29 protein-coding genes are annotated in these 26499 nt (G+C 55.6%); 1 reads left to right on the top strand and 28 read right to left on the bottom strand.

The genetic code is table 11. From position 1 onward, the window contains the following. Positions 1-251: 251 nt before the first annotated feature. The 28 genes from U1140_RS09770 to U1140_RS09635 all read right to left on the bottom strand — a co-directional run bounded on the left by U1140_RS09770 (position 252) and on the right by U1140_RS09635 (position 26030). A complete protein-coding gene (locus U1140_RS09770; RefSeq protein ID WP_284817839.1) occupies positions 252-575 on the bottom strand; it encodes a hypothetical protein in 324 nt (107 codons plus the stop codon). A 6-nt stretch (positions 576-581) separates the two neighbouring features. Then, positions 582-1028: a hypothetical protein gene (locus U1140_RS09765; protein ID WP_369847511.1), complete on the bottom strand. Its 447-nt coding sequence runs from the start codon at positions 1026-1028 to the stop codon at positions 582-584. Positions 1029-1037: 9 nt separating this feature from the next. After that, positions 1038-1496 (bottom strand): hypothetical protein, encoded by a 459-nt coding sequence (locus tag U1140_RS09760; RefSeq protein WP_369847509.1) that lies wholly within the window; start codon positions 1494-1496, stop codon positions 1038-1040. Further along, positions 1497-2768: a peptidoglycan DD-metalloendopeptidase family protein gene (locus tag U1140_RS09755; protein ID WP_369847508.1), complete on the bottom strand. Its 1272-nt coding sequence runs from the start codon at positions 2766-2768 to the stop codon at positions 1497-1499. A 140-nt stretch (positions 2769-2908) separates the two neighbouring features. Next, positions 2909-3532: a glycine-rich domain-containing protein gene (locus tag U1140_RS09750; RefSeq protein WP_369847525.1), complete on the bottom strand. Its 624-nt coding sequence runs from the start codon at positions 3530-3532 to the stop codon at positions 2909-2911. A 90-nt stretch (positions 3533-3622) separates the two neighbouring features. Then, positions 3623-5446, bottom strand: a complete 1824-nt coding sequence (locus U1140_RS09745) for a phage upper tail fiber protein (protein WP_369847506.1) — start codon at positions 5444-5446, stop codon at positions 3623-3625. Between the two features lie 12 nt (positions 5447-5458). Beyond that, positions 5459-6181: a hypothetical protein gene (locus tag U1140_RS09740; RefSeq protein ID WP_369847504.1), complete on the bottom strand. Its 723-nt coding sequence runs from the start codon at positions 6179-6181 to the stop codon at positions 5459-5461. A gap of 24 nt (positions 6182-6205) precedes the next feature. Beyond that, on the bottom strand, positions 6206-6991 hold the full coding sequence (locus tag U1140_RS09735; RefSeq protein ID WP_369847503.1) for a phage antirepressor: 786 nt from the start codon (positions 6989-6991) through the stop codon (positions 6206-6208). Continuing rightward, a complete protein-coding gene (locus tag U1140_RS09730) occupies positions 6991-7548 on the bottom strand; it encodes a hypothetical protein (protein ID WP_369847501.1) in 558 nt (185 codons plus the stop codon). The genes U1140_RS09735 and U1140_RS09730 overlap by 1 nt, the downstream gene beginning before the upstream one ends. A 10-nt stretch (positions 7549-7558) precedes the next feature. Beyond that, a complete protein-coding gene (locus tag U1140_RS09725) occupies positions 7559-9154 on the bottom strand; it encodes a Gp37-like protein (protein ID WP_369847500.1) in 1596 nt (531 codons plus the stop codon). Positions 9155-9159: 5 nt separating this feature from the next. Then, positions 9160-9942, bottom strand: coding sequence for a phage tail family protein (locus U1140_RS09720; protein ID WP_369847498.1), 783 nt, complete (start codon positions 9940-9942; stop codon positions 9160-9162). An 18-nt stretch (positions 9943-9960) separates the two neighbouring features. Further along, positions 9961-14871 (bottom strand): tape measure protein, encoded by a 4911-nt coding sequence (locus U1140_RS09715; RefSeq protein WP_369847497.1) that lies wholly within the window; start codon positions 14869-14871, stop codon positions 9961-9963. A gap of 12 nt (positions 14872-14883) precedes the next feature. Then, a complete protein-coding gene (locus tag U1140_RS09710; protein WP_369847495.1) occupies positions 14884-15366 on the bottom strand; it encodes a hypothetical protein in 483 nt (160 codons plus the stop codon). Further along, positions 15309-15578 (bottom strand): hypothetical protein, encoded by a 270-nt coding sequence (locus U1140_RS09705; protein ID WP_369847494.1) that lies wholly within the window; start codon positions 15576-15578, stop codon positions 15309-15311. The genes U1140_RS09710 and U1140_RS09705 overlap by 58 nt, the downstream gene beginning before the upstream one ends. 87 nt (positions 15579-15665) lie before the next feature. Further along, positions 15666-16310 carry a phage tail tube protein gene (locus tag U1140_RS09700; RefSeq protein ID WP_369847493.1) on the bottom strand — a complete coding sequence of 215 codons (645 nt, stop codon included), beginning with the start codon at positions 16308-16310 and terminating at the stop codon, positions 15666-15668. 679 nt (positions 16311-16989) lie between these two features. Then, the gene (locus U1140_RS09695) at positions 16990-17193 is read right to left on the bottom strand and encodes a hypothetical protein (protein WP_369847492.1); all 204 of its coding nucleotides are present in this window, start codon (positions 17191-17193) and stop codon (positions 16990-16992) included. Then, positions 17190-17546 carry a hypothetical protein gene (locus U1140_RS09690; protein ID WP_284587423.1) on the bottom strand — a complete coding sequence of 119 codons (357 nt, stop codon included), beginning with the start codon at positions 17544-17546 and terminating at the stop codon, positions 17190-17192. Before U1140_RS09690 ends, U1140_RS09695 begins: the two co-directional genes overlap by 4 nt. Before the next feature lie 17 nt (positions 17547-17563). Then, the gene (locus U1140_RS09685; RefSeq protein ID WP_369847488.1) at positions 17564-18025 is read right to left on the bottom strand and encodes a hypothetical protein; all 462 of its coding nucleotides are present in this window, start codon (positions 18023-18025) and stop codon (positions 17564-17566) included. Next, a complete protein-coding gene (locus U1140_RS09680) occupies positions 18026-18172 on the bottom strand; it encodes a hypothetical protein (protein ID WP_369847486.1) in 147 nt (48 codons plus the stop codon). It lies immediately after the preceding gene. A gap of 10 nt (positions 18173-18182) precedes the next feature. Further along, positions 18183-19136 carry a phage major capsid protein gene (locus tag U1140_RS09675; protein ID WP_259802394.1) on the bottom strand — a complete coding sequence of 318 codons (954 nt, stop codon included), beginning with the start codon at positions 19134-19136 and terminating at the stop codon, positions 18183-18185. A 35-nt stretch (positions 19137-19171) separates the two neighbouring features. Beyond that, a complete protein-coding gene (locus U1140_RS09670; protein ID WP_369847484.1) occupies positions 19172-19726 on the bottom strand; it encodes a hypothetical protein in 555 nt (184 codons plus the stop codon). A 192-nt stretch (positions 19727-19918) separates the two neighbouring features. Beyond that, entirely contained in the window at positions 19919-20239 is a 321-nt protein-coding gene (locus U1140_RS09665; protein WP_369847482.1) for a hypothetical protein, read from the bottom strand. Between the two features lie 3 nt (positions 20240-20242). Continuing rightward, entirely contained in the window at positions 20243-21535 is a 1293-nt protein-coding gene (locus U1140_RS09660) for a VG15 protein (protein WP_369847481.1), read from the bottom strand. Between the two features lie 10 nt (positions 21536-21545). Further along, on the bottom strand, positions 21546-22994 hold the full coding sequence (locus U1140_RS09655) for a phage portal protein (protein WP_369847480.1): 1449 nt from the start codon (positions 22992-22994) through the stop codon (positions 21546-21548). Further along, positions 22995-24509 (bottom strand): terminase, encoded by a 1515-nt coding sequence (locus U1140_RS09650; RefSeq protein ID WP_369847479.1) that lies wholly within the window; start codon positions 24507-24509, stop codon positions 22995-22997. It abuts the gene before it with no gap. A gap of 223 nt (positions 24510-24732) precedes the next feature. After that, the gene (locus tag U1140_RS09645) at positions 24733-25146 is read right to left on the bottom strand and encodes a phage terminase small subunit (RefSeq protein ID WP_459076891.1); all 414 of its coding nucleotides are present in this window, start codon (positions 25144-25146) and stop codon (positions 24733-24735) included. Between the two features lie 155 nt (positions 25147-25301). Then, positions 25302-25601: an HNH endonuclease gene (locus U1140_RS09640; RefSeq protein ID WP_369847476.1), complete on the bottom strand. Its 300-nt coding sequence runs from the start codon at positions 25599-25601 to the stop codon at positions 25302-25304. A 168-nt stretch (positions 25602-25769) separates the two neighbouring features. Beyond that, positions 25770-26030: a hypothetical protein gene (locus tag U1140_RS09635; RefSeq protein WP_369847474.1), complete on the bottom strand. Its 261-nt coding sequence runs from the start codon at positions 26028-26030 to the stop codon at positions 25770-25772. 131 nt (positions 26031-26161) lie between these two features. On the opposite strand from U1140_RS09635, the gene U1140_RS09630 reads away from it, so the two are divergent. After that, positions 26162-26479, top strand: a complete 318-nt coding sequence (locus U1140_RS09630; protein WP_284813240.1) for a transposase — start codon at positions 26162-26164, stop codon at positions 26477-26479. Positions 26480-26499: the final 20 nt, after the last annotated feature.

The following is a 26499-nucleotide window of genomic DNA, read 5'->3' as shown; positions in this document are numbered from 1 at the left end:
TGGTCATTAACGACCAGGGGAAATGCAAAAAGTGGAGCTGCCGGGGCACCTACTAACAGTCCTTTATCTTGCATAAATTAGTAACATTTCAACCCTCGTGGAAGTTTCATGGAAGATGATTTTGCGCGGACTTGAACTACCCCCACTCTTAGATGCTCTCGACAACCCCCCGAATCGCCAGAATCAAACAATATTTGAATCAAGAAACGCCCCCGTCTCCAGCCGACGTTGGCCAAAGACGGGGGCGGGTATTACCAAATATGGCCCTCAAGCTCCTCAGGAACTGGGGGCGGATCGTGGTGTGTACGACGTAGCGCGCGAATATGGGCAAATGCAATCGAGCGTTGCTGCTCAATTGACTGCAGCCGATCTTCCAGAGCTTCCATTTTTTGAGTGAGCTCGGAAAACCGATCTTCCCATTCTTGCCGGGAAATCTCGTAGAACCCCTGCCAATCAGGACCAAAGCGCTCAATATGTTTCGCACTCTTATCGGAGTTCGATTTCACAACCGCGCTGAGGATTCCGGCAATCGCAGCAACGACCGTTCCAAGCAACGTGAATATTGCTACTTCCATAAGACATCACTCCTTCGTCAATGTCAGGCGACGCTGGCCGCGCCATACCGCCCACACCATCAACGCAGCGATGAGAGCATAAGAGACCGCACTCACCCACCCACGCGGGCGCTCACCAGTGGCGGAAACGAGCATAAAGCTCGAAGCCCATAACAAATGAAGACCGACGCACAGTCCAACTGCAACCGCATTGGCTCGCTGCAGTGTCGGCATCAACCCCATGACGAGGCTGAACATTCCGATAACCACCCAGACCATCGCCCACCAATCCAGCGGGATAAGCCCCTCGGCTGGGTGCTGCGAATCCCCATCGTAAACAGAGGGGAGGTAACTAATCCCGCGGGCGAGCACAGCTAGACCAACAAGCACCAAAAGTGGACCGTCGGTAAGCGCCCACCGTCGAATGCGAACAGCTTGTGGGCGCAAACGAACCGGCAACCGGTCGATCGGCATAATGCCTCCTTAGTACGCGTTTCGTAACTGCTCGTCGGGATCAGGTTGATTGGCTGCTTCAGCCGCCATGCGTTCAGCACGCTGGTCTTCCACAAACCGGGCGAATCGCTCCTGCAGCGACTCAACGGAATCTTTCATTTCGTTGATGTGAATATCCGTCGTTGTCGGAGCCGGATTACGCTCCTGCTCAATCGCTTCAGCAGCCTCGGCGAGCTTTTCTCGCTGCGACGGTGCTAGCGACGCCTTAGACAACGCCTGCACAACAACCTCCGCCGTGGCCAGAACCGCCATAACGGCTAACGCTGCCCACCAAGGCAAAACATCGAGCCCAGCAACCGCCACGGTCGCAATTGCGCCCGATCCAAAGAGCGCAGCCACTGACGAGTTAATCCGGCGCTTAATTGCAGGCTGGTTTTCCTGGGCCCGGGCGTGAACCTCGTTCAAAAACGAGCTGTGATCGACAGTCATTTACTTGCCGTCCTTTCCGTCTTTTGCTCTATCTGCCGTAGCGTCAAGAGCTTCTTCGAGCATCGTGCGGATCTTCCACGAATGGGAATCAATCAAGCGCACATAATCTTTCAAACTGAATGCCTTGTCCGAGCCAGGCACCAGCGACGGGTGCGCTTGGTGTTCGAAGTAGGCCTTGACCTCTTCGCGGACAATCTTGCGAATCTCATCTGGATTCATGGCAGATAAAACCTCCTTGATTAGGTTGATTTGGACATCCCAAGGAAACCCCGGCCCGGGATCCCAGTGGGTGGTTGAGCCCAATTCGCGGGCACCATCGTGGCCGCCAATGCCTCCACGACGGGCTTTCCAGTCACCCGGTTGCAGCTTGCGAATCGGGATACCGAATTCAGTTACGGCATAAGCTCCGATGAGTGCGCCCGCGCGCAGCTGGGTCATTCGCTCTAACCATTGAGCGCGAGAAAAATGCGCGGTCGTACCGGCGTAGCAGACATTGAAGCCAAGGTTGTTCCCTGCGTTTCCTGTGGACCATGTGATTGAACCGTCGTGGGCAATCCGTGCGGTTTTACCGTCTTTGTCGGCTGCAGCGTTATAGGAACCACCGGCGGCTGGTGATTGTTGGTATTCCGCCAGGCGGCGCGCGCTCCAGCCAGTCGGCCGGAATGCTCGTCGCTGGTAGTCATATGCCGACTCGTCGGTGTGATAGATAAGCCAGATCATTGACTTTGGGTTGATACTGCCGGAGGTGTTCGGGCTGATCAGTGTTGTGTCCGGCTGCCAGCGCATAAGCGCTTTCGATGGAGATTTAGCGGGGGCGCTATTTGTCACCCTTGGGCTTCCGGGTTCAACTGCGTTCGCCCGCGTTAGCCATGCTTGCGGATCGATGGCTTTACCGCTCGTGCGTCCAGGAGGCGTCCAAACCTCGAAGTGTAGGTGCGGGCCGGTGGTGTCGCCTTCGTTTCCCACGACACCAATCTGTTGGCCGGCTTTAACTCGCTGTCCGCGGCTAACCATGATTCCGGGGTGGTGAACATGGCCGAAGATGAAATCTTTACCGCAAGATTGCTGTGCGTCCAGCCAGATCCATGATCCGAAACCGGATACAGACCCGCGAGCACGGTCTTTGCCCTGGACGATAGTGCCGTCGGCTGGTGCGTAGATTGGTGTGCCCACGGGTGCGGCGAAATCAGTACCGCGGTGGAGTGTTCCCCACCGCGGCCCGAAGCCGGATGATATTTGGTACGTCCCGGATTTCATGGGGTAGCAAAACATCTCCGCCCTCCTTTCGTTCTAGTTGGTGTGGGCATGACAAAACCCCGGCGCGATGGTCTGCGTCCGGGGTTTGGTTGCTTGATTAGAGTTCTTTCCAGTATTTTTTCGCTTCTCCTGCAGTATTGGCGTATTCGGGGGCGTCAGCCCTCTGTTAGGCGGGGAAGAGTTGGATCAACACCGAAGCACACGATCGCCACGTATCCATCGCCACCGGCACCACCAATAGTGGCACCAACAAAAGAGGCGTGGTTAGATCCGGATCCGCCACTACCTCGGTTGCCACGATTACCTGGAATACCCGGCCTTGGTCTTAGTCCGCCGCGCGCCTCGGAATACGCAAGAACCCCCTGGTGATGATTGAGTACGGATTGTGAAGCCGTCGATGGCGAGCCCGATGCGTTTTCACCGACGATGCCTGCTGCTTTGCCGATTCTTCCACCGTCGACCGAATGGGTTGCGCCGTTGACCTGCACGCTAGTTGGCTGACCGTTCATGCTGGCCTCATTATTTGTGCCTTGCCCACGACCTGGGCGGCCACCACTGCCAACATTTACGCTAATTGGTGATTTGTTAGCACGAGTGAAGTGCATATGGCGCACTTTCCCCGCTCCACCGCCTTTGCTGGGATTGTAGATAAGATAAGACCCTTCACCTCCTCCGCCACCACCTACCGCGATAATGGAAAGGAAATTGCACCAATCGGGTGGCTGATATGTGTAGCTTCCGGCGCGGTCGTATTCTTTGGTTGTTGTTTGCGTCCACATGAGCCGGTCGCCTACGAATATAGCCCCGGCGGCTGTGGTGCCGCCTACGGTGGCGCGTACAATGCTCTTCGGGTTGATTACAGGCACGGCTTACCTCCTGATCACGTAGAGCGTCGATGATTTTTTGCTTCCAATGCGGTTGTATTCAGATTGGGTTCCGACCCATACCTCACTACCCCCGCTATCAGCCTCGAGCGATTGCACTCTTCCTTGCAGGGCGGTCAAGTCGCTTTTGCGCGCCAGACCGCTTGTATCAACGGTGACGTTAGAGACGGCGGAATCCACGTAGCTTTTATTCGCTGCATGGTTTCCAGATGTCGGAGTGGTAAGGTCTCGCAGCTGATTGCCGCCCATGCTAACGTCTGTCTGGTGCTCGAAGGTGCTTCTATCGGCGTGAAACAGTCCCTGTTGATTTTGTTTGTCCCATACACCAAATTTTCCGCGGGCGTTTGTAAAGACCTCGAATTCGTGTTGCCCGTTTTTCAAGAACAAGCTGGTCGAATAATTTCCCGAGCCATCATGTTCCAAATGAAAATGCTTGCCCATCCTTATGTCATCAGCACGGCTGCGCACCATTGTGTCCGGATTGAGATCTGAAATATCCGACATTGAGTGCGTGTGGCTGCTGTTAGCTTTCTGGTCAAGCTGGCGTTTAGTCACTAGATCTTGTGCAGCGTGCCCATCTGAAGCTTGCAGTCGTCCGGCATCGGTGCGTTTAGCGACCGTCGAGTTGGTCACAGCATCCGATACTGGGATCTGGTCCATCTTTCCTGACAGCGCCTGATTTAGCGCGGATTGCGTGATGCGATCAGCCAGCATGGTATTCAGTGATTGGCGCGTAGGAACATCATCGACTCGCTGCAGGGTTTCTTGCACCTCCCTAGCAAACGCCGAGCGCGGCCAGCCGCTATCAGGTGCACCAGTTTTTGCGGAGTTCGCCGCCTGTTGGGCTTTTTCTGCTGAGGTCGACGCTGCCGAAGCCGAACTCTGTGCCTGTGTGCGGGCCTGCTCCGCTTGCATTTTCGCAGTGTTAGCCCGACCGGCGTTGCTGCTCACCTGCTCAGCCAAGGTACGTATCGTTCGGAGTGATTCACCTGCCCCCGTTTCATACCCGCCCGCAGCAGTAGCACTCACTTGAGCAGCATTGGCCTGCTCCTGCGCTTTAGTCTTAGCTTGTTGCGCGTTGGTGTTGTGCTCGCCTGCTTGTTCTGCAGCTTCATGGGCTCGATCAGCATGGCCGGATGCGGCGCTTACTTGCTCGCTGATCTGCTGTTTTCCTGTAGTGATTGCTTGATCTGCTTGCGATAACCGCTGCTCGATAGCTTGCTTCGCACTGGTGGCTGCACGGCTAGATGCTTGCCCCGCAGCAGCTTCAGCTTGATTTTTGAACGCTTGAGATTGATTCTTGCTTTGCTCGGCTTCCTGTGCCGATGATTGCGCCTGATTGCGTGCCGATTGCGCCTCATTAGCGGCCTGAAGGGAGGCGTCCCTGTAGCCTTTCGTGTCCTCAACGGCCTTAAGGACGGCTTGTGCGCTACCCACGCGCTGTGCACCTTTTTCTGCTTTTTGAGCATAGTCAGCTGCTTGCTGGGCTGCCTGCTGCGCACGACCAATCACCGCTGGAGAATATTCAAAACTTTGCTGGTAAATATTTTCTAGTCGGTGGGTACCAGACTCGGGAATATCAACCTCAATGACCGGTGATACCCCAACACCCTCAAAGATAATGCGAGCAGAGCCTGGATCCAGATCAGGGGTAGTAAATCGCCCTTGGTTGATGTTTACGACGTGCCAACGGTCAATGATGACGGCATTTTGCTTGTTACCAGGACGGATTCTGGTGGCCGCTATGCGCATGGTGCCATTGACTGCATTGCCGCCAATGTCTTGCACGTTACCGGTAAGTATCGTCATGTTCTTCTCCTATCATTGTTGGCTTAGTGAGCTTGAGTTTTCGTTGCCACGGTTCCAACCGCCGTTTACTTCGCGCGATATATGCTGAGCAACTAGGCGGGACCACCTCGGCCCTTGAGGGATTTCCCGTGTAGGCGCAAGGTCATCCACCCAAACCTCGACTTTGTAATTTGCCGCCGGGACGACCACTGACATGACGATGGTGTGGCTATGCGTGGCCGTAGTTTTCTGCTGACTAGTCTGCTGACTGTAGAGATCCCCTGATGGCGAGTACACACGCAGGGTAATCGCGACACCGTCGCTAAGAATCGCCACCCAAGAGATGGTGAGGTGCAAACGGACATCCCAGAGCCCCTTATCGAGCAGCTGCAGACCACCATCTCTGAGGATGCGCACACCGCGGGCCGGGCCAATTTGCTGATTTACCCGGAGCTTTCCCTTGCCATTTTGGCTATTCGGTAGATAGGCCGAACCGTAGTCCAGCAGCGGCGAGAGTAGATCTTGGCGATTTTTGAGATCTTCTTGGCCATCTCGGAATTCCTGCCCGGCGCGCCCGATTTTGCTGAAGATGCCTCCTGCACTGAATATTCCGCGGAGCGCGTCACCTATGCCGTTGACTACGTTTTGGAATCCTTGGGCTAGTGCGTTGCCTATGCCGCTGGCGTCGGTGCGGATGCGGTCGAGCTCTGTGCCTTTGGGTTTGGCTGGGATGTTGTCGGAGAGGTGAACGCCCATGTGGGTGGTCCTTTCTCGATTTTTCTAGATGCTGAAGGTTCCGTCCAGGAATCGGGATATGAAGTATTCTTGGCCTTTGCCTGTTACCTTGGGTGTTTTTGTGATGCTTGTGTGTCCGTCGGAGTGAACGACGGTGTTTTCTTTGATTCGGAACAGTTCGAGTTCCATTGATTTTTGGGTCGGGGTGTTCCAGTCGCTGCCTTTTCGTGAGATGAGGTAGCCGTTTTGTCGCATCCAGGCGAAAAGACGTGTTTGGCCGATTTGAATTCCGTTTCCGCGTAGGATCTTCGCGAGCTCTCCGATGAGGATGTTGGTTTTTGAGGTGCTTACAGCGTCGGCAAAGAGCACTTTTGGTGCATTGAGTTGTGCTTGCGCTTGTAGCCGGGCGGCACGGGCGCGCTCGTTTTTCAGGTCGGTTGCCAGCCGGATGATGGTATCTGGGTCGGTGAGTGCCTGTTCAAGCTTTTCATCGGTGAGGTAGCCGCCGTGCTTTCGGATTGACGGGAGCACCTCATGAGTGACCCACCGTTTGAACTCTTTAGCCGAGGGGATATTCGCGCGCATGATTGCGGTGTAAAGTCCAGCTTCAGTTATGACCGTCATGCGTCGGGTATCGTTTTCGCTGTTGACCTGCGAACTACTCACTTTTGTGGAGTCTTTTTCGTCGTCATCTAAGCGACGGCACATATTGGCAGCGTCGCGGTATCCAAGCACTTTTGCGACATCAGATGCAACCCACCGCGGGTTGTTCGCATCGTCTGCGATGACTCGAACTTCGTTGCCGTGAAAATTAAATAGCTCGATGTTCATTAGTTTTCCTCGTTCGTGTTTGTTTCGGTGGTCTCGCCCTGTGGGCCGGTGTAGAAATCGGTTCCGAAGAATGGTTCGCGGTGACTTCGTTCGTGTTCTTCGGATTGGCGGGCCTGTTCGATGTCGCGTTGGTGGCGGGCTTGTTCTTCGGCTTCTTGTTCGGCGAGTCTTTCGTTGATGGCTGCTTCAGCAGTACGTGCACGTTGGGCGTCTGCTTCGGCCTGCAGGGCTGCTAAGGCTTCGGCTTTTTCTTCCTCGCTCATCTCGGCGACCGGCTTATCTGGAATGGTGGCGGTAACGTCCATTCGTGGTTCGTCAAGAGGAATCCAGACACCTGGCTGCCACGGTGCACCGGCGGAGCCCAGTGCGTCGTATTTCACGCGTGGTTGATGCCGAGATCCTGGCGGTGCACAGCCGAGGTCGTCGAAGACGTGCTTGGCTAGTTCGTCAGCGATTTCTATGTTCGGGGCGAAGCCCGGAGCGTGGAAGAATACCCAGGCGTATTCGTGGTGGGAGTCGTCTTTTTCGTAGGGGTAGATCGTTGAGATGGTGTTCATGCGACCTCCTTTATGGGGTGAATGTTTTGAATCGTTCGACGGCGTTGGCGATGGATTTGATGGATCGTGAGTAGGCGCGGTGGAATGATTCGCGGGCCCGCTGGTCTCCCATGGTGATGTCTTCACGCCAGCCAGTTGCGGGCGTCCAGGTGAGTTGGACGGCGGAGACGTAGGTGGCGAAGATGATGCCACGGTGTTCGACTCCTTGCTGGTCTCCGGCGCGGAAGTGTTCGCCCCAGCGGAAGGGGCCGGATTCTGCGGATTCGAAGCCGATGGACATCATGCCTGCGCCTGCTTGGAGCATTTGGAAGCCCTGCTGGAGGGCGGATAGTGTCCACCCATCGCCTGCTCCTACTTGGTCTCGGTAGGCGAAGCGTCCGTGGTATTGCTTTCGCACGGCGTTGGAGAATTGTTGCCAGGCGAACAGTTTGTCTTTCAGGCTGGCGGCGGTGACTTCTCCAAGGAATGTTCCTGCTGCGACGGCTAGGCCTGCAAATGGTGGGAATAGTGCACCAAGTGCTGCGCCCAGGCCTTGGAATAGAGCTTTGGATCCCGCTCCGATCATGGTGTTGAGAATTCCTGGGGAGCGCCCACCAACGGTGACATGCCAGTCCTCGGACTTGACGACGGTGAAATCACTAGTGATTCCAGCGATGTGCTCTGGTCTCCATACCACCCACGGCAACACCCCAGCTGCGGTTGCTGGCTGATCGGACAGGCCAAGGAATGGCGAGTTGTTTTCTTGGTTGAACTGCCTAATAAGCCCTTTGAAGAAGTCGAGTGCTGTGCCAGTTGTGGAGGTGTCGAACTGGCGTGGCACGATGTCGATAATCAGCGTGGGCTGGGTGAGCCGGACGTGATTCGGGGCAGGCTGTGGATCACCTTCTAGCCACACATCAACGGTCATCATCAGCGCTGCAGCGTCGAGTGTTTCTTTGAAGAAGTCAGCAGCCATATTGAAACGAGCATCGAGCACCGTGTTGACTGTGGTGTGTGATTGGTGGACAGGGTTAACGATTGCTGGCCAAGAACCGGGTGAGACAGAGCGCCAGGCCGATGTTGTCCACAGATCCCAGCCACGAATAGCGCCTGGCTGGAACTCTCGCATGAGGTTAACCAGTAAGTATTCCTTGAGGGTGCGTAGTGCATCACCTGCACGCATGTCGTAGTAGGCCAGCTGGGCTATCAGAGGCGCGTTTGGTGAGGACCGGCAGGCAATCTTTTCGACGTAGCGGTACGAACTTTTCGCCTCAATCGTGACCGTCGATAAGGTTTCGCGGCTCTGATGGTCGGTAATGCGGTGTACTCGGTAAAGCAGCCGGTTATTTTGCCCTGCTTTTTCAAAGATGATCCACTGGGCTTCATCAACCAGCGAGCGCCACGACGCAGATGGGTCGGTCGATGATAGCGGCAAGATCGCATCGATAGCCGGGTGATCAGACCGTAGCTCTATTTTTGCCGTCGTGGTCTCGTTTACCCCCTCGTTAATCTCAATGGATAGTGCACCATCGAGTGCTGTAATCGGTTCTAGGTCTTTGTCGACTAGCCAGATCCCCCACCCTTTGGTTGCGTGTGCTTGATCGCGAATAGCTTTCCAGTTGCTCACCTAAATCACCTCCATGGAGTCTCAACGCGCTGCCGGGAAATAATCCGCACCCCAGACGACGCGGTAATTGTCTTTTCCTGCCCCGGCGCGATGACGAATGGGAATGCTTTGCCCCGGAATTCTCGCCAGTGGTGAATGGCTTGGTTGCCGTTGCTGTCTGTTACTGCCCAGCCGGTTGCGGGGTCGAGTGAGAGCCTGTGGGTTGCGTTGACGTTGGGTAGTCGTTCGTTGGTGTTTGCGATGCGGAACCATTGGCCGCTTCCAGACCATTCGATTGTTGGGTAGAGATCGAGGTCTCCGTTGTTTTTGATGGGTTGCCCGGAGGTGTAGATGTCGGGTTCGCGTTGGTGCCAGACTCCGTTGTGGCATAGCAGCGGAATTGTCGCTTGCATGTGGGATTGGGTGTCTGGGTTTTTCTCCGGGGTTTTGATTGGTTCGTTAAGGATTGCGTCTATTTCCCAGGCGATGCTGTGCGGTGGGGTGATGACGAGCTTTCCTGCTCGTGTGGTGGAGAATGCTTTATTGAATCGGCGGTATAGCCATCCGAGTCCGCCGTAGCGTTGGTGCGACAGGGACTCGGATAGGAGGACTTCGAGTTCTCCTTCTAGGGGCTTGTAGGTGGTTGCGGTGTGTGCTGCTCCTACCCCGCTGGCGTTTTGTAAGTGTGAGCGCTCCGGGGTTGCGGTTAGCCCGGAAAGCTCGAGTAGGCGCGCACCGGATTGGTGTTGGTTCAGTGGCCAGACTGAACCGTCTACGCCGTACCAGTCGAGGTAGTAGCTTTCTTTCATGAATCCTCCTTGCGGGGTTTAGGCCATCGTGGTCACCGCCGCGGTTACTGCTGCGACCTTGTCGGCTTTTTGTTTGCGCTCCAGATCGTTGATTTGGTCTTGCAGGTTGGTCATCATTTCTTTGAGCTGATCGACCGGGACTGCTTCAACGCCTGGCGGAATATTGAGCTCAATGCTGACTTGTTTGCCTGTGCCTGCTTGTGGGGCGGGCGCGGTTGGGGCTTGGTAGTCCGGTGCGTGTGCTTCCGGTGCAGTGTGGGTGCCCTCGTCGTCTGTAGAGGTCACTGCCACTGGGTCATCTGCGGTTCCGGCTGGCTGCCGGTCTCCGATGAGACGACCCTCGCCGTCGACAAGCGCCCGGGGCTTTAAAGCGTTGGGGTCGGCATGAGCGAAGCGGAACCCAATCTGGTTGCGTTCTAGCTCCGCGTTAGCGGTATCTGCTGCCGCGCCAATCAGGTTGATTGTTGCCTCGCCTGGCTCCCAGTCGGCGAGTCCGCCGAGACCAAACAGGCCGAGTGCTTGTCCGCCGAGGTCATGCAGTGCTGCTTCTCCGTAGTGGCGTGCCCACTCGTCCGGGCGGGCCAGTCGGTTGTGGTCGTCATTAGCTTCGGCGTAATCGCGCCAGCCACGGACTGTTGCGTTAGCCATTCGCTCAAGCTCGGCAATGCCGTTATCTACCCAATCGGACAAGATAGGGTTCAGGCCAGCCACGCCTGCAACGAGACCCTTGATATGGCCCCATTGTGCTGGATTAAGCACAGGCTCTGGCTTGCCAGTCTTGTTGGTAACCATTGTGGTACCCGGCTGGATCATGCCGCCGGTGTCGAAAAGCTCCGAGATGAAATCTGTTGCTTTCGCCCAGGCGCCGGAAAGCAGATCACCGAGATCTTTAATCTTGTCGAAGGCAAAGTCCACCATTTGGCTTCGTGAGCCTTTGAGGAACTCCGGGGGAATGTTGAACCATTCTGGTGGTGGTGTGCCAATAGCTCCGGCGATCTTGCCCTCGATAGGGCCAAGAACTTTGTCCATGACGGACTTGACCTTGTTTTTGAGGGCATCGATCATCGCATCGCGGGAGATTCCGCTGGCTCCACCGGATTCAAACGCGCCGTCCGCACCGATGGGCAAGTGGTAGTGCGTGCGGAAGTAGCCATCATCGGCACCGGCAGCACCCACACCGTATTTCACCATTGACGGCGAACCGCCGGCTTCTACGTTGACTGTGCCGAACCCTGGCACACCAGATAGCGTTCCGGCTGTGTGTCCGCCACCGCCACCACCGTTGGTAATGCCGATGGAGAAGCCTTGCTTCAGGCCTGCAACGAAGCCTTGTGGTCCTGACGAATGCTGCGAGTTTCCGCCACCGTTAAACGCCATGGTTGCCCACTGCCGAGCACCGTTACCACCTTGGATCACGTTGGCGATGCCAGACATGAAACCAGAGCAATCTGTACCCGAACCACCCTCAGCAGAGCCGCCAAAGACATACGGCCGGCCGTGGCGCTTAGCGGCCCAGCGGTGTGCTGCTGCCAGCTGGTCGTGCCATAGTGGTCGGATTTCTCCACCGTCTTTGTACTTCGGGAACAAGCCCGGCGCGGCGCCGAGGAGGTCCCCTTTGGTGTTGTCGGTGTTGGTGGGTAGTGGGATTATGTTGCCGGTGGCGTCGAAGCTGAATGGTTTGCCAAAGCGCAGCATTTCGCGCATGGCGTAGATGTGGCCATGGCCGCCTGCTTGGTCGACTTCTTGCTTGGTGAGCATGTGTTCGCCGTTGGATCCCCACATGAGCACATCGTCTGAGGTTCCGGTTCCTGGTCCTCGGATTCGTCCACCGGTGGCGTAGCCTGCGATGGGGCTGACTTTTTGTGCCTTTTTCAGTGGAGGTATGAAGTCAGCAATGGTGTTCCAGGCGACTACGATTCCGCCGTTGTAGACCGTGTCGATCATGAAGTTGATCGGTTTGGCCAGTGAGGAGCGTAGCGTGTCCCACACTTGCTTGATTCCATCGACTGTGTTGTTGAAAAAGGATTTGAATCCGTCCAGGGCATTACGGAATGCGCCTAAGACGTTGGTGTCAATCCAGTTCCAGACGGTGCTAAGTCCAGTTTTGAACAGCTCCCAGGCAGCGAGCATGTCGTTGACGCGGTCGGAGAACCATTTCTTGACGGTATCTACGACGGACATGAATACGTCGAAGACTGTGGATTTAATGGCGTTCCAGACCTGTGAGAGTTTGTCTGACAGGGATTGCCAGATGTTTTTCATGACGTCAACGGCAGCGCTAAACAGATCGCGGAGAACATTCAGCCCGTTCATGAATGCGTTGAACGCGGGAATGACGAGCGTGTCCACAACCCACCTGATGACGTTTCCGAGTGCGTCCCAGACTGGTTTGATGAAGCTATCCCAGACTTCTTTGAGATGGTTGCCGAGCGCTCGGAATTTGTCGGCGAAGTAATCAAGTACTGGTTTGATGACGTTATTCCAGGTAGCAGCAAGCAAGTCACCAACTACCTGGAACCCGGCCTTGATGGCTTCGAATGCGGGTTGGATCAGTGTTTGCCATGCCCAGCTTAGGAAGTTGCCGAACGCTTCCCAGGCCGGTTTGATGATGGATTGCCATGCGAACTGGATTGCTGCAGAAAGTGCTTTCCAAGCCAGGATTAGCGGAGCCAGAATGGCGGTTCCGATAATTCCGATTGTGTAGGCAGCGACTGTCCAGATTGTTTCAAATACTGTCTTTAGTACGTTGCCCACAAATTCTGCAGCGGTCTTGAGCCAGTCCATGTGGTCAATGAGCCAGCTAATGCCTTTCATGAGCAGCTCAAAGACTTTCATCACGCCGAAAATTGCGCCGACGACGATGCCAGCCGCTGCAATGAGCGGGGCAAAGACGATGCCTAGCGCGATCTTGACGGCCGGCCCGCCAACCTTGTCCATGAATGCTGCAAACGCGTCTTTGATTTTCTCCAGTGCTGGCTGCACCTTGTCCCAAATAGCTGCAGCAAGATCTTTGAACTTCTGCCACAGCGGAGTGATAGCGTCCCGGACGCGGGTGACGGCGTCTTTAGCCTTGTCGAAGGCGTTGGACAACGTCGTAGCAACCAGGTCGCGCACTGGAGCCAATTGATCCCACAAACGCTGGGCGGCTTCTTTCATTCGGTCAAACTGCTCTCGCAGAATATCCAACCCAATATCCTTGAGTGCGGCCGCAAAATCAGTAGCGATATCCCAAACCTTGGCAGCAAGGTCTTTGAGCCAGTTCCACACATTAGCCAGGGTTTCTTTGAGCTTTTCAAAAACGGCGCGGCCGGTTTCGGTCTTGGTGAAAAACGCCCACAACGCCGTTCCCACAGCGGCGACCACCGCAATGATCTGGCCGACCACGGGAATGAACCCAACCAGGCGCGGCAGCATACGCACGATCAGCCCGCCAATTGAGCGCATCGGAGTCAACACAAACTGGGCGGCTTTGCCCAGAGGGTTAAAGAAGTTCAGCAACTTCGAGAAGTTAGTCGCCAGGCGCCCGGCTGGAGTAGCTGCTCCGCCCAAGCTTTTTCCGAGCAAGCTTAGCTCTTTCGAGATCTGCATGATCGTCAAAACTTTGGCGATTGTCAGCAAAGGCGCGGCAATCGCGGTGAGTGGAGCCACCAGCATGCCAATGCCACGCATGCCTAGCCAAGCAGTGACCATCGCGGTGACTAGCCCTGGATGCTCGGCGATAAACGTCGACATCTTTTCCAGGGCAGGAACAACGACGTTTTCTAGTACAGGAGCCAAGGTGTTCAAAACATTGATCAATGCCGTCCACGTGGCCGCGCTGATCTTGCCCGCGATCTCACCAAAGACAACAACGAGATCCCACAATGGGGCACCGATACGTACTGCAGCATCAGCTACCGAAGACATGATCTCGCCGAATCGCTGCCACAGATCAGGGTTTAGCGCCTTTTCCAGTACATCGACTGCAATATTGCCGAATGCCCCAGCGAGCTCACCAAGCTTAGGGGCAAGCGTGGTGCCGATATAGCTGCCGACGGTTTCCATTGCGGGGGCTAAAACCTGACCAAAACGCTCCGCCACAGGATTTAACGCATTACCCAAATCGTCAAAAGCATCACCAACGGCATTGAACAAAGGTGGTGCCGAAGCAAACACCGGCCCCAACAGCGTTGCACCAAACCGGCCCATAGCTGCTTGCATATTTGCCAGTGCGCCAGAAAAGGTATTACCCATTTCTTTTGCCGCACCGCCCATGCCTGCATTCATGGCGCGCTCAAACGTTGCGAAATCGATTTGGCCTTTGGAGACCATCTTGCTGATCTCTTCGGAGGTTTTGCCGGTTTCTTCTGCCAGCATCTGCAAGACCGGAACACCACGACTGGTTAACTGCAGCAGGTCATCGCCCTGGAGCTTGCCACGGGCGGCAACCGAGCCAAAGATCTGGCCCATATCGGCCATGCTGATACCAGCAATAGCAGCGGTATCCGCCACGGTTTTGAGCACACCCTCCAGCTCTTTACCCGGAGCGATACCTGCTGCAACCAGACCAGACGAGGTTGTTACGGCCTCTTCCAAGCCAAAGGAAGTTCCCTTAACCGAAGCCAAGGCGTTTTCCATGATGTCACCGACGGTCTGGGCATCATTGCCCAAACCACGCAATTTCGCCTGCGCATTATCGATCGCAGTCAGGCGCCCAAATCCCTTCCACAGCGAAGTGCCCAGTGCACCACCGACAGACACGCCCACGGAAGCAGCAGTGACCTTCATCGTCTTGGATAGGCCAGACATCAGCTTCGAGCCAATGCCTTCGCCTTGCTTAACCGCATCGTTTTCGGCCTTGCCCAATGATGCTTTGATGCCCGGCGCGATTTTGGAGGTCTCGGGAATGATGGAGACGTATGCGCGTGCGATTTCGCCTGCTGCTGCCATGGTGCGTCCTTTCTACTGGGTGACGAAGTGGTTCCAGTCGTTTCCGAGCCATGTGGCCATGTCGGATAGTGGGAGTGTTTCTCCGAGGTAGGTTCCAGATTCGTCAAGTCTGGGGTTTTTGGTGGTGGTGTTTTCTGCTTTGCGTTGTTTGTCGGTAGGGCGTTCGATTGGTTTGGGTCGTTCGCCTTTGCCGCCACCGCGTTGCCAGTTTGCTCCGGCGAGAATGTCGGAGATGCAGGCCAGCAGATGGGTTTTGATGTCCCAGCCGTGATAGTTGGGGTGGAATGCGGCGATGATGGGGCTGTCTGTGGTGGCTTCGCGAATGATGACGTGGAGGTCACGCCAGTTGAGTCGGTCTGTGCCGTCGCAGAGCCAGCGCAGTCGCAGGCCGAAGCGTATGAGTTCAGCCTCGACCGCACTGCAGAGACTGGGGTCTTCTAGCGCTTCTGCGAGGCCAAGGATTCCCCCAGGTTGGTTCCTGTTCCTTGCTGCCATTTCTCCATGACGTCGCCGAATTCCTTGATGTTAAGGCCGTCGATGACTGCGAGGGTTTCTTCGTCTGCGATCTTTTCGATCATGAGCCAGGCGAGTTCTTCTTGTCCTAGGTGGCGGTTGCGGCGGATGAATCCGGCCTTAAAAGCGTTTTCTGGCCATGGCAAGGTGATGTGTTCACCGGAGGATGTGGTGTAGTGGAATTTTTCAGTCATTGTTTTCTCCTTTGTGTTTTTGTGTGGTTAACGCCCCGGCACGGTGGTGTGCGTCGGGGCGTAGTTTGTGGGCAATCGGGCTGTTAGTTAGCCGGTAGAGCTAACCTCTTCGGTGCCTGCGTCTTCGTCGGTGTCCTCGACCTCACCCTCGACCTTTTTGCGGTCGATGAATTGATAGAGCTTGGCATCGTTGGCGTCTGGGAAGCACTCATAGGTGACTTCGTATTTGATGACATCCGAGCGGACGTAGGAGACATCTCCGACTTCGGTGGCTTGTGCGTCTGGTGCGAACAAACGGATCTTGGAGTCAGTGGAGCCCTTAATTTCGAATACGAGTGAGCGGTGAGGTAGCTCGTCTGCGGTGTCTCGAATTTCGATCTTCTTGCCACCTTCGCGGACTTGGACGTTGTTCTCGCCTGCGATGGACTTCAGCACCTCGGCATTGGCTGCTTCGAGGTAGGTCAGTTTTAGGGTGACTGCGTGATCGGACTGGACGATGTGTACGGTATCGCCGTTCCAGTCCTTGATTTTTTCGGTGGAACGGTCGACCGTCTTACTGACTCCGTCTTCGGAGATGAAACCGGCAGGTTTTGCAGCAAGGCCGGTGTTGAGTTCCCCGGCGGCATCAGTTGGGTAGGCCGAGGTTTCGGGGTTCGCGCGGCCAATGAGTACGCCGCCTGCGGCTTTGACGTTGGGGCCGCCGGTTAACACGTTGGAACGGATACGTGCCATGGTTTGTGTCCTTTCAAGTTTGATGGAATGGAAAAGCCGTGCACTGTGGTGTTAGTGCACGGCTTGGGTGAGCATGCCGGTAAGTTGCCAGCGTTTAGTTGCTGGCCGGTCAGGGTCGGCATGTTCGTGTCCTGGACTGATTAGGTGCCAGCCAAGTATTCGGTCATCTGCCCAGTAGAGTTTCTCGAGGGCTGTTTCGAGCTTTTCGGAAATCTGCCAGGCCCGTTGATGTGATTCGGCGTAGATATAGCAGATAATCAGGGTTTCGGTGCTGGCCAGGGTCGCTCGTCGTGGTGTGGAAGAATCAACCAAAATAAACTCGGGTTTGCGCTCTTTCGGGATTTTGACGACGACGTCGCAATCGAGATTGGCATGCTCTGTAAGTGAGTTCCGGACGAGGATTGGTGGATAGATCGGTTCTATGGCACACCTCCTAGTCGCATACCGGACTCTGCGGCACGCTTGAGCATTGTTTGGTTGCGCGCATGATCGCGCCTAGCTCTGGAATTTCCCGGATAGACAATCCCACGGAAACGTGTTCTGCCCTGCTGGGTGGACCCTTCGTAGCCGCGGCCGCAGCGTTCAGCGAAGTCAGCCGTGTGACGTTCAATCATCTCTTGCACACCTGGTGCACGTCGGAGACGATCAAACTCGCTCATATCCCATTGCATAGGTTTGCTCATGGTTGCAACTGTTCTCCGTTCTCGTCGGTGAGACTGAACGTTTTCCACACACCGGGAGCGAAACCGGCTAGGACCTGGAGACCATCGGGGTGGCTATCGTCGTGAATCACGAGAGCGCCGTCGATGATTTCACATGCATTAGTGTCGTATTCTGCGATATCTGGTTCACCGTCTCCTGGACGGTTGTACGCAATGATCATCCGGTTTCCTCCTTAAGCTCATAGACCACCAAGCCTGGGTTAAACCACGGGCCATGGCGGTGGTCTTTGATTGTTTCTACGCGGTAGGTGGTGCCCTCGATGCGCACATGGTTATCGATATCGGCGGTGTCTGGCGGTGCGATGAGAACGAGGTCGAAATCTATTCGGCGATTAGCGTTGTCATCGACAGCAGCAGTGATATCGGGGGCATACCAGCCAAGCACCGGGCGCTTATGCTCTCCTACGCGGGTCTTGATGGACTCCCCGAAGTCATTGAGCTTGGTCTCAAAGACCAAAACCGTGACTTCTTTGCGTAATGGAAACCCAGCGTTAGTGCGGCGCGGTGTAGTCATATCCACCTCCTTGTGGCTTAGTGATGCTCACCTGGAGCCATGCCATAAGGGCCGTTAACCCACGCACCTGCAAGCGGGTGCTGCAAGCGAGATTGATCTTCGGTCATGTCAATGCCGGAATGGCGTCCGCTACTGCCCGAGAGCATCGCGCGATGCACAGGGGTGAGCTCCATTAGTTGGGTGATCGTCTCCGACCCAAAGGTCTTGGAGTCGGTAAACGTTCCAGCGGTTTGTGAAAGCTGTCGTACGCCGTCCGGGTTGCGCATGACTTGCATGACCAGTTGCTCTTCGACAAACGCCACCCTGCGCGCCCAGGTTTGATCTGGGTCGTCGGTGAGCCGGTCGGCGATGGTGGGGATTTCAGTGAAGATCAGCAGTTCGGCTTTGTCTAGCCATTTTTGGATTTTGTCCTTGCTGGGTAGTTCTTCAGTTCCGAGCCAGAGGTCTTGCACCGATTCTGGGGTTGCGTAGGTGGACATCTAGTCCTCCTGTTCGGTGGCCGTAGCTTTCTTTTTGCGGGTGGTCTTTTTCTCTGGCTCGATTGTGGTCCAGCCCAGTCGGGTCATCGCCTGGATGCCGGCGGGTGGGATATCGGCTGTGGTTTTGCCGTTGGTCATTAGTGCCATTGGGTACCTCCTAGAGTTCCTGGTCGGTGGTGCTGTCTGGTGGGGTGAGCACGCCTGCTGGGTAGCGAGTCTCGGTGGTGTTGAGTCGGGTAACAGGGTTGGCTACCTGGAATCCGACCCGGAAGACAACGCGCAGTGCCTTGGCGTCTTGTTGCATCAGGTTGAACACAACCTTGCCGTCGTCATCGGAGATAACTCCTTCGCTGAACAGGTCGAAGGTGATGTCCTGGCGTACGCCGACGACGAACTTGGACCAGTCGGCGGCGAGCACCTGGGCTACCTTGTCGTCCCAGACGCCGGAGGTGACTTCGTTGAGTGGGTAGCCGTAGAGTCCGTTTGGTTGACCTGGCGCCAGGGACGGGCTGTAGATCGGCTGGCCTGTCTCTGTGCGCATGCCGACGAGCTCCCACTGCAGCCCTGGCATAGAAGCGAAGCCGTTGACTGCGAATCCATCACGGGCGACAGTCTTAGCGAGGTTGGCGATATCAACCGCGATATCTTTGCCGGTGCCACGCTGCACTACATTTTGGGCAGCAATGGAAGCCGGAACAATGGCTTCTGGCCATGAGTCTGGCTTTTCGGTGCCGAAGATTGCGGCCTGGTCGACTTTCTTGCCGATGGCTTCGACAATTAGTGGCTTGATCTCGTTCCACAGTGGAACATCGGAGTCGTCGATGAGTGCATCTGGAATTGGCACGATGACTGCGAGCTCCTCGGCAGTCATGGTGACGTTTTTCCAGTCCGCCTTGCTGGTCTTTTTCAGGCCGGTATCGCCATCAACCCAGTAGGCTTCTGGCAGCGTGTTCAGGACCGGCTGCTTGACCTTCGCTTTGGACATAGGAACGCGCTTTGCGCGCTCAAGCATGATGGATTGGCTTGGTGCCTCTTTCAGGATTTCCTTGGTGATCTGGTCTGGGACCATCTCTCCTGCGACGTCTTCGCGTCCGACGATGTTAAACGCCATGGTTATTCCTCCTAGTGATTAAAGATTTGGTGTGCTTATTTGCCCAGCAGCCGCTTGCGTAGCCAGTCGCTTTCCCCCAGGGGCATGCGTCCGGTGTTTTCACCAGAGACGCGCACGCCTGCAGGTGGCTTAGACTGCGCTTGCAGCTTGCCGAATGCTTCCTTGAGTGCATCAGCATGCTCTTGTAGCTCCTCGGCGCTGCTGCCCCGGAGTAGAGAGGCATCAACACCAGATTCCTGGGCAATCTGGGCGCGCTTTTCACGCAGCTGAAGCTCGCGGTTTTCTTCTTCCAGCTGCGCTAATTTCTCGGCCTGCTTTTGCGCATCGGTCTTATTCGCCTCTTGCTCCTGGCGGTACTTTTCGGCGTCAGTGCGATACGCATTGCGCTCGGTGCGGTACTTAGCGGATTCTTTACGCAGCTTTGCGATCTCGGATTGTAAATCCTGCTCGGAGTTCTGGTTATCCTCCCTGCGATCGGCCGTATCTGTCTCCTTGGCCGCCTGTTGGCTCTCGGAAGAGTTTCCACGTTCTTCGAGGTTGTCCTCGGTGCGGGCATCCGAGTTATCTGCGGTGGCGGTTACGGTATCCATTGGTGATTCCTCCTGGGAATTCTTGGGGTGGATATGACAAAACCCCGCCACCTACCAGGGTGCGGGGCTAGTAGACGAACCGGGAATCGAACCCAACTGGTAGCGCCCACCAGGGCTGAACGTCTCAAGGTGCGGGTATGACAAAACCCGGCGCGATGATGATCGGGCCGGGTTGGTGGTGAATCTTGTGAGCTAGGCGTTTGCCTTTGCGTGATGCGCGCGTACATGCTTGGCGTATTCAGCAAATTTATCCGCATACATGGGTGATACGTATGCGGCTATTTCCAGAGCGTCAAGCCAGTCTTCAGAAATCATAATATTTTCTTTGATGAGAACCTCTACAGCATGCTGGAAACAATATTCAATGTCCCCTCCGTAAGGGTCATCGATGATATTTGGGTCAATGAACTTATGCAGGTTGTCAGTGAGAAATTCCTGCCATAGCTGAAAGTACTCATCGCCATCGTCCAAGCTAGCTTGTTCGACGTCAATACCATGCATCATGACAGCCATTTCTTACCCCTTTACTTCAGCAAAATACTCATCCATATTGTGAGTTTCTGGTGGATCAGTTAGTGTACCAGCCTTTCTCCGCACTACTCCTTGACCACGTACTGGGTACGCAGTGTTCAAAATTGCCTTGTTTCCTTCAACAGTCCAAACCGCCTGGACAAGAACACCATCGATCATTTTACGAGCGTGACGTTTTTCATCATCTTCACGGTACACACGATCTGGGTCTTCAATGGTTGTATGAACTGCATTCACAATATCTTGCTGTGACCATGATTCCGGGAATAGCGTCTTATTGTTTTTCTGACTGTCCCACATGTGGCCCAGTCGATCCGATAGCTCGTGTGCTGACAAACCAGCATTGCCTTCTTTCTTCCCAAGCTTTCCCAGCTGTCTTCGCTGCCAACCGAACAGGATGTGTCCAGCAGATTCTGTAGTCACCAGCGGGAGCGGCTCGACATCGCCAAAGGCCGTGTGATTGGCCTTGAGAGATCTCTTCGGCAACTTCAGACCTTTAATGGGAGGAAACCGCACCGGTTCATCAGAACCAGTTGCTTCGCGACGCTTAAAGATGATGAGTTCGCGCCACTGCCTGCGTTGCTCTTTACTGGCGTCACCAGAGCTTCCACCAGGGATATTCTTGTTCCACAGATCATCGAGCTGCCGATTAATCGGTGGTAACGACGCCCAGCGTTCCTCTGGAGTCCGCCCCCTAGCTTCCCAGCCAAGACAGCGACAATTGTCATGATATTGCCCCATCTGCTTCGTAGCCACGACATTATCGCGCAAATAAGCAGGCCCACGTGCAGCAAGCATCAGGCAAAACGAGCAGGCCCCAGGCGATGGAATACGGGCATAAGCAGTCCCGTCCTTTTTCACAGCACGCTCGACAGTTCGCCGTGCTGGCTGATACACCAGGCGGTTCAAAGCACCGCGCAGCTTCTTTCGGGCTTTAGCCGAGTCGAACTCACCCAACAGCTTCGAGGTGTGTACCGACCACTCCAGCGACGAATGCGCTTGCTCAAACTTCGCTGCCTCTTCCGGGGTAGGATACGGCAGCCAACGCAGCTCTTCATCAAGATTACGGTTAACAATCATCGCATCCACCGTCAGATACGCAGCTCGGGTGCCATAACGTTGAGTAATATCCGTGAATGGTTCAGCCAAATAGTCGATGAGGTCTTCTGGATCCCGCCCATGCCGGTTACCAGCTTCCCACCAATCCTGCAGATCGGCAGCAGCCATCCGGTCAAGATTTCGCATCGCCTTGTCGTATAGATCCAGCTGCTCCTCCATCGCTCACCTCCTAGATAAGTCCCTCTGCAAACAGCGAGTCTTCATCGTCTTGAGATTCCCCGTCGTCTTTGTCTTCAGCCTCTGCTTCGTCGTCCGGTTTCACTGACGCTGCAGCAGATGCCTGCATGCGCTCTAGGCGCGTTTCCGCTTCCAGCTGCTGAATAGTCGCTTCATCGAAGCCCAGCAGCTCCCAAGTCACTCGTGAGCGTCCCGGCAGTACGTTTGCAGCGACCAACGCCATCGTCGACTGCGCGGTTGCTGCCTTCGTAGGTGTTGATGGATCTAACCACTGCACTGCAAGCCGGTTCATAGCGGGATTTTTCTCACCATCACGAATGTGCTGCGCCATGGCCATAATCCGCGCCCACGCATTGCCATAAATGCGCTGGGCTCTTTCAGCAACCTTGACCAGATCAGATTCTGCAGCCTTAATCGCATCAGCCGATGACGGATTGTCATGGATAACACCGAGATAGTTCATTGGAATAGACGTTTCCCCGGCAAACAACGATGCCAGCGAGCGCAATTGAGCAATGTGCGGCTCCGGTGACGATGCGGTGAACTGCCCTACCTCTGGCGCATTATCGTTTTCGTCTCGTCCAAGGGCCAAAAACCGGTTCAGGTAGGTCTTGAATGTGTCTGAGAAGTCCTTGGATTCAACACCAAGCGCATAACGCTGCGGGAAGCTGAAGAACTCTGCCGTGCCCTCCATGCGTAGCACTGTGCGCGCCGCAGAGTCAGTCAGCCCCATCACCGGATCACTAATACGCGGGGTTCCGAACTCACGCTCTAGGTGCGGGCGATAGGAAACGATCTCCATAGGCACACGCCCAAGAGAGTGCTCTTGACGGTGCACCAACCAGCCCCCAGCAGAATCTGGCTCAATAGAAATGATGTAGCGATCAAGCCACAGCACCATCTGGCCTTGCCTGCCACCTTCGGCCGGGTTGATCGTCAAACCAGCAACGACAGAGCGTGTACGCCGCGAATACAACGCAGTCGCCTCACGTGCCGAACGAGCCGAGATGATCACAGGGGGCTCCCCCTGCGACTGATCACCGGCAGACACGGTGACGAACGCTGATCCATGAATCAACGACGCAGTATGCGTCATGGACGCGGTGAGATCAAGCAGCTGATTATCTGCCGCAATTTCATCGAGCCCCTCATCGCGAGATACAGCCCCCGGCAGCACAAAGCCCCTAATGTCTAAACGATGCTCAAGCGTCGTTACAGCCTTAGCTGGCCAGCCAAGAACCGTCTCAAGCTTCTTAAGCGATTCCGGCATAGCCATACCCAGCTTGCCTGCAGCACGTAATGACTTCTTACCCAAGTAATACAAGCTACGTAAATCATTGCTGCGCTGGTGGTGCTCATACTGTCGGATAAGCCGCGTGAGCACCTGCTGTTCTGCTGCATCAAGGCCCGGCGCGTGGGTAGCGTTTTGTATGGTGTTCATTTAGTTCAGTAACCTCGCTCCCCGTGTCTTTGTGGTGTTGACTTTTGTGCTGCGTAGCGCGATTTGCCGCCCCATGCGAGCGCCGACCATGGTGACTGCGTAGTCGACAAGTTTGTTTGATGATCGGTTGGCTTTGCCAAGCCCTACTCCCCATTGGTTTGGGCGGCGGCGTGCGTTGTGTGCGTGTGCTCGTAGCATGGGGTCGCCGTCGTGGGTGAGTGTTTTCTCGTCGTTGATGTCGAGTGCGGTTTGCATGGCAGCTTCGGTGAATAGTCGGTTTCGATTGACTGCCCCGGGCTGGCTCATGCGCATGTCGAAAAGGACAGAGTGGCCTCCGGCTCCTGGTGTTGCCCAGATGCGGAGTTTTCGTTGGAAGTCTCGGTGCCAGTCGTCGATCATCGGCCGCCAGTAGAGCGCTTCGGTCTGATCATCGGTGGCTGGTGAGGGGTCGACGCCGAACCAGACAACTTTGTAAGTGTCGAATGCTTCTCTGACGACAGCGTCGACAACATCGCGTGGGGCTATCCAATCATCACCGCGGGCACCGTGTGGACGACGCCAGCCACCTAGGCTCATTACGTGGCCGTCGGAGAGTCTGCAGGCCGAAAGTGTGGTGGCGTCGGAGGATTTCGAGCAGTCGAGGAACATGGCGATCTTTTCGTCCGGCTCGACGATGGTCTCCGGCCGTGCCAGTGCGTCGAATGCAGCTGGGTCAATCCATGATTCCTCGGCAGCGGCTAGGCCGTTGAGGTAGAAGCGTATGGCCTCTGATGGTGCGGTGCGCTTGTCCTGGACTTCGGAAACGATGTTGTCGATATCAATCCAGGGCGCGTCCTGATAGGCCTGTTGGAGCCCTCGGCGGAGCTGTTGTTCGTCGACGAGGTCTAGTGATGGGTCGTATTCGACAGAATCGTAGAGAATGTCTTTTTTCGGTGATATGCCGGCTACTTGGTCTTGCCAGGAATCGTAGGATTCTTCAGCCACCGAACCCTCACCCATGCGGTGAGCGTTAGTGAACTCTAGGGTGCGGGCTCTGATAGCTTTCGGGGATTTTGCGGTGTTACGACGGGCGACTTTGGCGATATCATAGCGCCCAGACGATGGCGTCATGTGGTGTGTCTCGTTGAGGATTACCGCGGTTACTGGCGAGCCCTCGGCGGAGGATTCGGAGGCGGTGATGACCTCAATGAGCGATCCGCCTGCGGTATGCGAGCGCTCCTTGCCGGTTTCGATTCCCAGCTTGTTGCGCAATTTTTCCGACATCATGCGATTAGCCACGGTGAGCACCTCCTTCGCCTGGTTGATGGAGTTTGCAGCGATCTGCACTTTGGCGAGCCTGTGGGGTTTTCCAACCGGCCAACCTTCGTCTGTCCAGCCTGCGAGTTCTACTGGGCCGCACATTTCGATTAGCGCTAATACAGCTGCAGCTGGGTCTTTTCCAGTGCCTTTCGCTCCGCGCTTGATTCCTGATCGGTACAGCTTGCGCCCGGTTTCAGGGTCGAACGCGTACCACATGTGAATGAAGCGTTTTTGCCCTGGCGTGAAGCGCCACGGCTCACCTGTTTGGTGGTGAACCAGCCAGTGGTGTGCCCAATTGATGATGTGTGGACCTAGCGACGGTGGCAGTTTTGCAAGCCGCTGTGGGTGTGTAAGCGGCAACGTGGGATCTCCAGGCCATGGAAGCGTGACCCACGCGCCTGTTGAGGGGTCTATCCGGTAGCCAGGAAGTAAGTCAGCTTCACTCATAGAGTGCCGCCGGATTCATCGTGATCACATCTGCCCCCTTATCGTCCTGGTCTTGTTCAGCGCGCATCAGCTCAATGCGTGCGCGGCGCCTAGCGCCCTCGGAGGTCAACAGGTTGTCCATCATCGACAGAATCTGCGAGATCATCACCGAGCGCGGTTTTTCACGCTGCATCTCCATCGACAGCAGATCACCGCAAATCTGGGCGTATGCCCAGTCCGATGGCTCGTAGAAGATTGCTTGGCCGGACTTTTTCAATGACCTAAACCAGCGTTTAGCGGACACATGCCACGTCCGGTCTTCAGCCGGTGCAGTCACAGTAGACGCACCAGCCACTTTGGTTGTCTCTATTACGTCTTTATTTCGTCTTACGCGCTCCTCGGAACGCTTCGGAACAGGCCCAGGCATACTACCCCCTTTCGGGTGAAATCGTCATTATTTTTCCCTATTTGAGCTGCTTAAACGCCTAGCCCCAAAAAAGTTCTAAACCCGTACACATTCTTTTGCGCTATGCCGTCCGTGGGGCGAGGATTGCCGGGGAGGGGATCCCCCACCCCCCATCACTAGCGCATCCCAAACCGCGGGTACGGGGCACGCTTGCGCCCCAGCCGGGTACGGGCCCGCTGGGCTTCGGTTTGGGTCTTGTGCTTATGACACACAACGCAGACGGTTTGCAGATTCTCGAGATCAATCGAACCACCCTCGCTATGCGGAATGATGTGATCAACCTCGACACCCTCGCCAAGGCAGCCTGGCCACCTGATCTGGCAACGCCCGCCATCGCGGGCGAGCACCCTACGTCGAAGCTTTGGTCCGATATCCGAGCGCGTACGCGTGCGTCGGTGCGACTGGAAGCCAGGCATAGACCACCTCCAATCGGTGAGTGCACCAATACCTGCAACCTGAATGCGATCACAGAAACGATAAGCACAAGCTCAAAGCAACGATGAACAAGCGCGAGAAAACAAAAACGCCAGCAACTGATGCGTGTTGCTGACGTTCGCCATAACTCTGACACGCTCATCGTAGCATCACTGCTGTGACAGCTGCGAAAACCGCAGCTCATCACACTTTGCGAGTACATCTTCTAACCACACAATCACTCGTTGATTCACATCCAGCCGCGCCGGAATCTCACCGCGCTCAACCCAGCGGTACACGCTGCGCCTCGTTACTGATCGCCCAAGCACACCAGCCCAACCAACGACCTGACGGACCGTGCCAGAACTAACCGGCTCCGGGTCGGTATCAGATTCGGGAGGGGCCACCAGATCAACAACCAGGCTCGCCACGGCGATCACCTCGTCGGCACACATTGACCCCCACTGGGCATCAGCAATGACTGGCAGGTGGGTATTAAGCCAGGCAGCCGCTGAAGTGTCCCAGGTTTTGTTCCGTCTGAGTAGATGGGAAAATCTGGACCATGCCCAAAAAATTTGACCAGGATGCCAAGGACCGTGTGGTCCGTCTCGTGGAAGACCGCATCTTGGCGGAGAATCTTTCAATGCAACAAGCGTGCAAGATTGTGGCGCCGAAACTAGGGGTCTCATGGCACACAGCAAGACAATGGACGCAAGCAGTTCGACGCGAAGGACGAGTTGTCGAACGCATGCCAGAGGATATGCAAGCCGAAATCTCCAGGCTGCGACGTGAAAACCAAGAGCTACGGGATACCAACGAACTGCTGAAGGCTGCGTCAGCTTTTTTCGCGTCGGAACTCGACCCCAAACGTCGGAAATGATCCGGTTCATCGATAAATAC

The sequence above is a fragment of the Corynebacterium drakensteinense genome (assembly GCF_041224285.1).
In the GTDB taxonomy this organism is placed as follows: Bacteria; Actinomycetota; Actinomycetes; order Mycobacteriales; family Mycobacteriaceae; genus Corynebacterium.
This window is presented reverse-complemented; position numbering and strand designations above follow the sequence as displayed.